Origin of the sequence: Frankia sp. AgB1.9 (assembly GCF_016786355.1) — a bacterium.
Classification (GTDB): domain Bacteria; phylum Actinomycetota; class Actinomycetes; order Frankiales; family Frankiaceae; genus Pseudofrankia.
This window is the reverse complement of sequence record NZ_JADWYX010000022.1, coordinates 92,320-101,339: the sequence shown is the minus strand read 5'-3', so window position 1 is coordinate 101,339 and position 9,020 is coordinate 92,320. Positions and strand designations below refer to the sequence as shown.

Genomic DNA, 9,020 nt, shown 5'->3' with positions numbered 1-9,020 from the left:
TAGATCACGCCACCACGCCGGCAAGATCAGGAACGGACCACAACCGGTACACACCACCAAGATTCAGGACAGGCACTAAGGGAGGCCGAGAATGACCACCGCTGCCACAGCTCCCACGGCGCGTCGGTCGCGGCGGCGCCCCACCGCCGGCGGCTCGGACCGCACTGGATCGCACGACACTGGATCGCACGGCACTGGACCGGACCGTGCCTGGTTGGACGGTGCTGGGCCGGACGGTGCTGGACGCGCGGCCCGGGGACGAGCCGCCCGGGCCTCGGCCCCGCGCCGAGCCCACGCCGAGTACGTGTCGGCGCCGGATCGGGCCGACCCGATCGACCTGATCGACCGGCAGTCGCGGAGCCGACTGACCGAGCTGGTCCCCCTGCGCTACCAGCGGATGACCGAGTCGCCGTTCAGGTTCTACCGAGGCGCCGCGGCGATCATGGCCGCGGATCTCGCCACGACGCCGACCTCGGGCCTCACCGTCCAGCTCTGCGGCGACGCACACCTGCTGAACTTCCGGCTGCTCGCCTCGCCCGAGCGACGGCTCGTGTTCGACATCAACGACTTCGACGAGACCCTTCCGGGCCCGTGGGAGTGGGACGTGAAGCGTTTCGCCACCAGCCTGGTCATCGCCGCGCGCGCCAACGGCTTCGGCTCGCCCGAGCGGCGGGAGATCATCACCGCGGCGGTCGGGGCCTACCGCGGCTGGATGCACCGGTTCGCGGCGATGACCAACCTCGACGTCTGGTACGCCCACATCGATGTCGACGAGCTGGCCCCGCGGCTCCCGGGCGTCTTGAGCAAGCAGGCTTCCAAACGCGTGTCACGGGCGACCTCGCGGGCCCGGTCGCGCGACCGGCTACGGGCCTTCGCCAAGCTCACCGAGGTGGTCGACGGTGAACGACGCTTCACCGCCGATCCTCCGCTGCTCGTCCCGATCAGCGAGCTGCACACCGGGCGGGACCGGGACCGGCTGATGCGATGGCTCAGCTCGATCGTCGAGCAGTACTCCGCGACGCTGTCGACCGACCGGCGCTCCCTGCTCGCCCGGTATCGCCTCGTCGACTTCGCCCGCAAGGTCGTCGGCGTCGGCAGCGTGGGCACTCGTTGCTGGGTCGCGCTGCTGCTCGGCCGTGACGACGGCGACCCGCTCCTGCTGCAGATCAAGGAGGCCGGGACCTCGGCGCTGGCCGATCACCTGCCCGGGAGCGCCTACGGCAACCAGGGTGAACGAGTGGTCGCCGGGCAACGCCTCATGCAGGCCGCCAGCGACATCTTCCTCGGCTGGCAGCGGGTGGACGGCCTCGACGGGCACAAGCGCGACTTCTACGTCCGGCAGTTGCAGGACTGGAAGGGCATCGCGGAGCCGGAGCGCATGGACGTCGACGGCCTGGCGCTGTTCGGCCGCCTGTGCGCCGCCACCCTCGCGCGGGCGCACGCGCGTTCGGGCGACAGCATCGCGATCGCGGCCTACCTGGGCGGTGGCACGGCATTCGACCAGGCGGTCGCCGCCTTCGCGGAGGCATACGCGGACCAGAACGAGGCCGACCATGCCGCGCTGGTCGAAGCAGTCCGATCCGGCCGTGTCAGCGCTCGGTGACGCGGCGGTAGGTCCCCGGGGCGAGTCCGTACTCCCGTTTGAACGCCTTGGCGAAAGCGAACTCGGAGGTGTAGCCGACGCGGTGGGCGACGACGGACAGCGGTACGTCCTGTTGACGCAGGATCCGGGCCGCGGTGGTCAGCCGCCACCTAATGAGGTAGGTCAACGGCGGTTCACCGACCAGCGCGGTGAACCGGCGGGTGAAGGTGGCACGGGACAGCCCGGCGGCGGCGCCCAGCTGCTCCACCGTCCACGGCCGCGCCGGATCCCGGTGCATCCGATGGAGGCTCGGGCCTATGGCCGGGTCGGCGAGCGCCCGGCTCCAACCGGACGGATGGTCTTCCTGCCAGGCCCGCAGGATGTAGACCAGGAGCGCGTCCACCAGCGAGGAGACGATCGCCTCGGCGCCCGGCTCCTGCTCCTCGACCTCGGCGCCGAGCAGGTCCACCGCCGCGTGCAGCCCGTTTCGCCGCCGGTTCGGCAGGTGCACGACGTCGGGAAGCGTGGCCAGCAGCGGATGCGGCCGGTGCTTCTCCAGCCGGTAGGCGCCCGACAGCAGGACCGTCGGCGCGCCGCCCGCCACCCCGGCGACATGCTCGTGGCCAAGCCGGGTGGAATGCCGTTCGCGGTCCAGCCGGAAGGTGACGGCCGGGCTGGCCGGGGCGTCGGCCAGGGTGTGCTCCGCCCCGGCGGCGAGCAGCACCACGTCGCCTGCCTGCAGCGCCCGCGGCGGCTCATCGCCGGTAGTCAGCCAGCAGGTGCCCTGCAGGATGACGTGGAACCCGAATCCCTGGTTCCCCCCGAACCGCAGCCCCCAGGGCGCATGGGCCCGGGTGCGCGCGCACAGAGTCGGCCCGGTCTCCAGAGCCGCGAGCACGTCGGTGAGCACATCCACTCATTGATCATATCCAGACGGACTCACCGATGAGCCGATCGGACATGTTTCTAACCTTCCCGGACATTGTCCGTCGCAGAGGCTGATTCATACAGTCGAAGTGACGAACAGAGATCACCATTCCGGCGAGAGAGTTGAAAATCATGGACTTGCAGTTGCGCGGCAAACGGGCGCTGGTCACCGGCAGTTCCAGAGGCATCGGCCGAGCCATCGCGCTCGGCCTCGCGGAGGAGGGCGTCGACGTCGTCGTGCATGGCCGAGACGCCGGCAGGGCGCAGGCCACCGCGGACGCCATCGTCAAGGCTGGCGGCCAGGCGGTGGTGGTGCTGGGTGACCTGGCCGAGGACACGGCCGCGGCCCAGGCCGCCGCCGCTGCCACCGCGGCCTTCGGCGGCATCGACATCCTGGTCAACAACGCCGGAACGGCCGAGGACACCGGCTGGGCCGGGGCGACCGCCCCCGACTGGCTCAGCCTGTACGACAGCAACGTCGCCTCCGCCGTACGAATGATCGGGGCGTTGACGCCACGGATGCGGGACGGCGGATGGGGCCGCGTCATCCAGATCGGCAGCGCGGCCAGCCCGAACCCGCTGCCCGAGCGGGCCGCCTACAGCGCCGCCAAGGCGGCGATGGCCAACCTCACGGTCAGTCTGGCCAAGGAGCTGACCGGCACCGGGACCACCGCGAACACGATCAGCCCTGGCCCGACGCTGACCGATGGGTTCCGGGAGCTCACCCAGTCGTTCGCCGAAAGCCACGGTCTGCGGGATGCCGAAACGGCCGTCCGTATCCTGCTCGACGGTCCGCTGGCCTGCCCGTCCGCCCGGCTGGTCGAGCCGGCGGAGATCGCCGCCCTGGTCGCCCTCGTCGCCAGCCCGCTGGGCGCCTCCATCAACGGGGCCAACCTCCGGATCGACGGTGGCTTCACCCCGACCGTCAACTGACCGGGGACCAGGCGCGGCGCCCGGGCCCCGGCCGCCGGCCAGCGCCGCGGGGACGCGACTACGCCGGCCGCGCTCGGGCACACCGTCGGGGAGTCTCTTGGACCAGTGCGTCCGGGCACCGCGGGCTCGGTGGAGCGAAGGAGATCGCTGTGCTGATGAGAGCGGCCCGAATGTACGGCTACCACGAACCGTTGCGGCTGGAGGAGATCCCGGTCCCCGCTCCGGAGGCGGACGAGGTCCTGGTCAAGGTCGCGGCGGCCGGGGTGTGCCGCAGCGACTACCAGCTGATCGAGGGCTACTTCCAGCAGGCCGCTCCGATGGAGTTCCCGGCCGTTCCCGGCCACGAGGTCGCCGGCCGGGTGGCCGCCACCGGCTCCGCCGTACCGCGTTCGGCTGGCCTGTCCGAAGGCGACCAGGTCGTGGTCAACCCCGGGTGGGGCGATGGAACGTGCCGCCAGTGTCACGAGGGCAATGAGCAGCTCTGCACCGGCACCGGCGGGTGGATCGGATTCGGGCCGCCCGGCGGTTTCGCGGAATACGTGGCGGTCCCACGGCGCCACCTGATCCGGGTGCCGGGCGACGACCAGAAGGCGGAGCATCTCGCGCCGTTGACCGACGCCGGGCTGACTCCCTACCGCGGGGTCAAAAGGCTGCGGGCAGCCGGCAAGCTCGGACCGGGGCAGACCGTGGCGGTGGCCGGCATCGGCGGCCTCGGCAGCTATGCGGTGCAGTACGCGAAGCTGCTCGGCGGCGGAGCGACCGTGGTCGCGTTCTCCCGCACCGACGAGAAGCTGGCGCTCGCCCGGCGCAACGGTGCCGATCACACCGTCAACACCCGCGATCTGAAGTCCGGCCAGGTACAGGACGAGTTGGAGACACTCACCGGCCGCCGCACGGTCGACGCGATCCTGGACTGCGCGGGCGCCCCCGCGTCGATCGCGCTCGACTTCGAGATTCTCGCGGCCGAGGGCGTGGTCGTGTCGGTGGGCCTCATGGGCACCAAGGTCGAGGTGCCGCTGAACGTGATCGTAGGAACTGAGCTCTCGTATTTCGGCTCGTTCTGGGGCAACTACAACGACCTCACCGAGGTCCTCGCGCTCGCCGCCGCGGGGCGCATCCGGCACAGCGTCACCGCGGTGAAGTTCGAGGACATCAACGACAACCTCCAGGCACTCGCCCGCGGCGACGTCGTGGGTCGCCAGGCAATCGTCTTCGACTAGCGCCGCCGCCCGGCAGGGTTCATCGGTCCGGCGGTCGTCCGCCGGTTCGATGGGGGCGGATTTGGGGGGATCCGGTCCCACGAGAAGCCATCCTCTGCGAGACTGCAATTTGCATATCTAAATTTGCAGCATCGTCGAGGAGGACGTGGTCGTGGAACAGTTCCCCACCGCGCGAACCGCCAGGTGGTTCGCCGAGCAGCGTGTCCAGGCCGTGGGCAGAGTCGAGCGGCTCGCCCGCGTCACGTCGAGACGCCTACGCCTTGCCGGGCTCGGCCTGGCCGCCGCGGGCGTCACCGCCGCCGTGGCGATCACGGGGTGCGCACCTCCCGGCGGCATCGTCACGACACACCCGTCGCCGTCGGCCAGACCGCTGCATGCCGCCCTGTCGGTGGCGAAAATCGGCTGCGACGACTCCGGCGGGACCGCCAAGCTGGACGCCTCGGGATCGACCGGTGGGGCCGGTCCGCTGACCTATGCGTTCACCTTCGGCGACGGAGCGACCGCCGCCGCCGCCGCCTCGACCACGGCCACGAACCACCTGTACGGCACCAACGGACCGTTCACCGCGACCGTGACAGTGCGCGACGCGTCCGGCGCCACGGCCACGGCGACCGCCACCGTCACCTTGCTCAACCTCGCCGCGAGCCCGACGTCGGTAACGGTCGGGCAGTCCGTGACGTTCACCGCCACCGGCATCTGCTCAGGTGCTCGCATCGACCTGAATTCGGGCGCCTATGCGGGGGACTACGTCGGTGAGCCCAGCGCCCACAACTTCTCGGTGACCAATCCTTACACGACCACCTTCAGCGCTCCAGGCACGCTGCACTACCGAGCCCACTGGTCGGAGATCAATCCGTATTCGGACTCCAACCTCGTCACGATAACCGTGACCGCCTAGTGCCGTGACCGCCAAGGTCTGCCCGTCACCTTGATCGCCGTTTTCACCCTCTGGTGGCTATGAAACAGGCCCGGTCACAGCCACCGGAGGGCCGAAACGCCGATCATGGGGGCGCCAGAAACGGGCGAACCTTGCCGGAGGTGCACTAGCTCGGCCGTCTTTCGTTACCGCTCATGAGCCAGCGTCGCTGGTGTGGCGGGGTCAGCGCCCCAACACACCAGCGCCTCTCAAGAACAAACAGCCCCGATCAGATGAGGCGCCACGGGCCGTTCCAGTTAAAGTTGGGCCCCGAGTCCCGCCAGAGGAACTGCAGCGTGTCCCCGACACGGGCGATGAGCTCCAGATTCCCCGGCGAACCGAAATTACTCTGGATCAGGGTCAGCGCATCGACCCGACCCAGCTCCTGACCGAACCGGAACGGCGCACTCCACGGAAGCCTCGGGTCATCATTGTTCCGCCACATGAAGTTGATGCCACCGGAGTTCGACGGAAAAACCAGCTCGAAATTCCCCTGGTGACCGAACCGGGACTGGATGAGCGCCGGATTCCCGGCCGCGTCACCGGCGATCTGGTACGGCCCGCGCCACTCGAAGTTGGGCCCCGAGTCCCGCCAGAAGAACTGCAGCGTGTCGCCGACGCGGGCGATGAGCTCCAGATTCCCCGGCGAACCGAAATTGCTCTGGATCAGGGTCAGCGCATCGACCCGACCCAGCTCCTGACCGAACCGGAACGGCGCACTCCACGGAAGCCTCGGGTCATCATTGTTCCGCCACATGAAGTTGATGCCACCGGAGTTCGACGGAAAAACCAGCTCGAAATTCCCCTGGTGACCGAACCGGGACTGGATGAGCGCCGGATTCCCGGCCGCGTCACCGGCGATCTGGTACGGCCCGCGCCACTCGAAGTTGGCCGCCGAATCCCGCCACAAGAACTGCAACGTGTCACCGACCCGGGAAATAATCTCCAGATTCCCCTCCGGGCCGAAGTTGCTCTGGATGAAGGTCAGCGCGTCGACCCGGCCCAGATTCTGGCCGATCGGGAGCCGTTCGCTCCAGGGCAGCGCCGGATCATCGTTGTCACGCCACAGGAGGTGGATGCCCGAGGTCGCGTATGGAATGGCCAGCGCGAAGTTTCCCTGCGTACCGTACCGAGTCTGGACGAGCGCCGGATTGCCGCCGACGCCGCTCCCCCAGGGGAGATAACCCGCTGTACTCGGCGCCGGGTCCGACGGGGCAGCGGGCGCCGGTACGGCGACGGCCGGGACTTTGTCGACCCTGATTTCTCCCGCCATGAGTCACAACCTTCCGCTCGAAGCATGAAAGATATTCATGCAGTTCATCGGAGAGATCGGATCGGTCGACCAGATAGATCTTCTCGACAAAGGTCGACCAAACCCGGGCAGGCGGCTTCCATCTGACCCGGAAACAAGATGAACCGAAATCTCGCGCGACCGCCCCGGCAAAGTAGCATGAACACCGATCAGCAGGCGCGGGACACGCGATCACTGAAGCAGGCTATCCCGCGAGCGACATACAGAACGGGGCGAATTCCCCTAATTCCACGCCAGGTCCCTGTCATTGTTGAAAAGCCGCGAACCGTGTCGGACCGTATGGACGGAGCCGGGCGGGAAGCTCAGCCGCGCAGTCGGTCGAGCGCGGCCCCGTAGCGCCAGACCGGCGTCGGCCGTGACCGGTTCTCCGTGGCCGAAGCAGGCGAGCACGGGGTCCAGGTCCGCCTGCCGGCGCAGGGACGCGACGGCGGCGTCTCGGTCGATGTTGAACACCCCGACGATGACCCGTCCGTCCTGGGTGCGCGCGACGGCGTCGCCGGTGAACAGGACGCCATGGTCGGGCAGGTGGACGGCGACGCTGCCTGGGGTGTGGCCTGGCACCGCCACGGCCTGCGCGCGGCCGCCGAAGTCGAGCACGTCGCCGTCGTCGAGTTCGCGGTCGACCCGCACGGGCGCCGCCGTTGTGATCGTGCCCCGGTGACCTGTTGGAAGATCGGGCGCTCCCAGTCGAGCAGCACCGGCGGCGTTCCGGTCGCCTCACCGCGGATCACGGCGGCGTCGTCCCGGTGGGCGCTGATGACGACGTCGCCCCAGGCGGCTACCTCGTTCGCCGCCCCCACGTGGTCGTGGTGGAAGTGGGTGAGGACAAGCTGACGGACGTCCGCGGGGTCCCGGCCGAGCCGGCGGATGGCCGCCGCGATCTGGTTGCCGGATCCGGCGACGCCGCAGTCGATGAGCGTCAGCCCGTCGTCGTCGAGCCAGAGGTACGCGTGCCCTGCCGCGAACCGCAGGAAATACAGCCTCGGCAGCAACCGCACCATCTCCATCGCGCCCATGCGCGGGACGTTAGAAGCGCCAGCACCGAGCCGCCAGGCTGTTGCGCCCTACGGGGATCTGCCACCAGCAGAGCGCCATTCCCGCCCGGCTCGGGCCCTGGCTACCACCATCCCCGCCGGCGGGCCCAGCGCAGCAGCGCGGCGGACATGGCCACCATCACGGCGAGGGTCGCGACGAGTGGCCAGACCTGGGTGTGCTCGTTGACGATGACGTTCATCCCGAGAACCGAGGAGAGCGCTGTGATCGGCAGGGTCACGGCGGCGATGACGGCGAACCGCTCGGCGGCGATGGTCATCTTTGTCTCGGTTCGGGTGCGGTAGAACTCGATCACTCCCTGCAGGTATTCGCGTTGGTTGTCGGCGAGAGTGCGGACTCGGTCGAACTGGTCGACGAGATCGGCGACCATTGGTCCGGCGGCGACCGGGACGGTATCGGCGAGAGTGGTTATCCGGTGGTAGATCTCCCGGCTCGACGCGCCCATCGTGCGGGCCGCCAGCAGGCCGTGGCGGGCACGGAACAGCTCGTCGAGCAGTTGCTCGGGATCATCGAGGTTTCCGCCGGTGACGCGCTGTTCGAGCTTCCACACGTCACCGGTGAGCATCTCGACGAAGTCCTCGAGCCGGTGGGTCAGCGTCGACACGATGGCGTGGGACAGCTCGAACGGGGTCGACGGGCGTAGTTTTCCCGACTCCAGCCGGTCGAGCACCGCCTGGGTGTCCCGTAGCGCGACCCGCGCGTCGACCGCCGGGTTGACCGGTCCGTGCACGGTCACGAGGTACCGCGTCCCGACGAACTGGTCGAGTTCGACGTAGTGGACGTGGCCACCGGCGCCTCGTTCGGGTGCGTGCAGGACGACGAACAGGTGGTCCGGGTAGGCGTGCACCTTCGGTACTCGGTTGCGTTCGACGCAGTCGTGGACGCTGCCCGGAGGGAAACTGAACACCTCCGACAGCACCCGTGCCGCGTCCGGGTCACACTCCGGCACGTCTACCCAGAGCAGACCCTCGCCGATCGCGAGCAGCCCGGCGAGCGCCTCGACCGGATGGCGCCGGACGCCCGAGCTGGTGATGAGCCGAACGTCCATCAACGTCCTTCCCCGGGCGGGTGGCCGCG

General features: G+C 69.2%; 8 protein-coding genes and 1 pseudogene. 4 read left to right on the top strand and 5 right to left on the bottom strand.

Annotation, left to right across the window (positions count from 1 at the left end; all coding sequences use genetic code 11):
• The first annotated feature begins 91 nt into the window (after positions 1–91).
• Complete coding sequence (locus I6A60_RS11065; protein WP_203023682.1) at positions 92–1,603, top strand: DUF2252 domain-containing protein; 1,512 nt, start codon at positions 92–94, stop codon at positions 1,601–1,603.
• Here I6A60_RS11065 and I6A60_RS43450 read toward each other — a convergent pair.
• Positions 1,590–2,498 (bottom strand): AraC family transcriptional regulator, encoded by a 909-nt coding sequence (locus I6A60_RS43450; RefSeq protein ID WP_203023683.1) that lies wholly within the window; start codon positions 2,496–2,498, stop codon positions 1,590–1,592. The two genes, I6A60_RS11065 and I6A60_RS43450, sit on opposite strands and share 14 nt — an antisense overlap.
• Before the next feature lie 143 nt (positions 2,499–2,641).
• Between I6A60_RS43450 and I6A60_RS11055 the strand changes: the two genes are divergently transcribed.
• The 3 genes from I6A60_RS11055 (at position 2,642) to I6A60_RS41495 (ending at position 5,560) form a co-directional block, all read left to right on the top strand.
• Complete coding sequence (locus I6A60_RS11055) at positions 2,642–3,442, top strand: SDR family NAD(P)-dependent oxidoreductase (protein ID WP_203023684.1); 801 nt, start codon at positions 2,642–2,644, stop codon at positions 3,440–3,442.
• A 155-nt stretch (positions 3,443–3,597) separates the two neighbouring features.
• A complete protein-coding gene (locus I6A60_RS11050) occupies positions 3,598–4,662 on the top strand; it encodes an NAD(P)-dependent alcohol dehydrogenase (protein WP_238435197.1) in 1,065 nt (354 codons plus the stop codon).
• A gap of 151 nt (positions 4,663–4,813) precedes the next feature.
• Positions 4,814–5,560, top strand: coding sequence for a PKD domain-containing protein (locus tag I6A60_RS41495; protein ID WP_203023686.1), 747 nt, complete (start codon positions 4,814–4,816; stop codon positions 5,558–5,560).
• 247 nt (positions 5,561–5,807) lie between these two features.
• Here the strand turns inward: I6A60_RS41495 and I6A60_RS11040 are convergent, their stop codons facing one another.
• The 4 genes and pseudogenes from I6A60_RS11040 to I6A60_RS11030 form a co-directional block, all read right to left on the bottom strand.
• Entirely contained in the window at positions 5,808–6,851 is a 1,044-nt protein-coding gene (locus tag I6A60_RS11040; RefSeq protein ID WP_203023687.1) for a hypothetical protein, read from the bottom strand.
• Positions 6,852–7,112: 261 nt separating this feature from the next.
• Positions 7,113–7,520 carry an MBL fold metallo-hydrolase gene (locus I6A60_RS42770; RefSeq protein ID WP_203023688.1) on the bottom strand — a complete coding sequence of 136 codons (408 nt, stop codon included), beginning with the start codon at positions 7,518–7,520 and terminating at the stop codon, positions 7,113–7,115.
• A gap of 119 nt (positions 7,521–7,639) precedes the next feature.
• Positions 7,640–7,891 (bottom strand): annotated as a pseudogene (locus tag I6A60_RS43975) (MBL fold metallo-hydrolase); the annotation flags it as partial.
• Positions 7,892–8,007: 116 nt separating this feature from the next.
• The gene (locus I6A60_RS11030) at positions 8,008–8,991 is read right to left on the bottom strand and encodes a magnesium transporter CorA family protein (protein WP_203042255.1); all 984 of its coding nucleotides are present in this window, start codon (positions 8,989–8,991) and stop codon (positions 8,008–8,010) included.
• Positions 8,992–9,020: the final 29 nt, after the last annotated feature.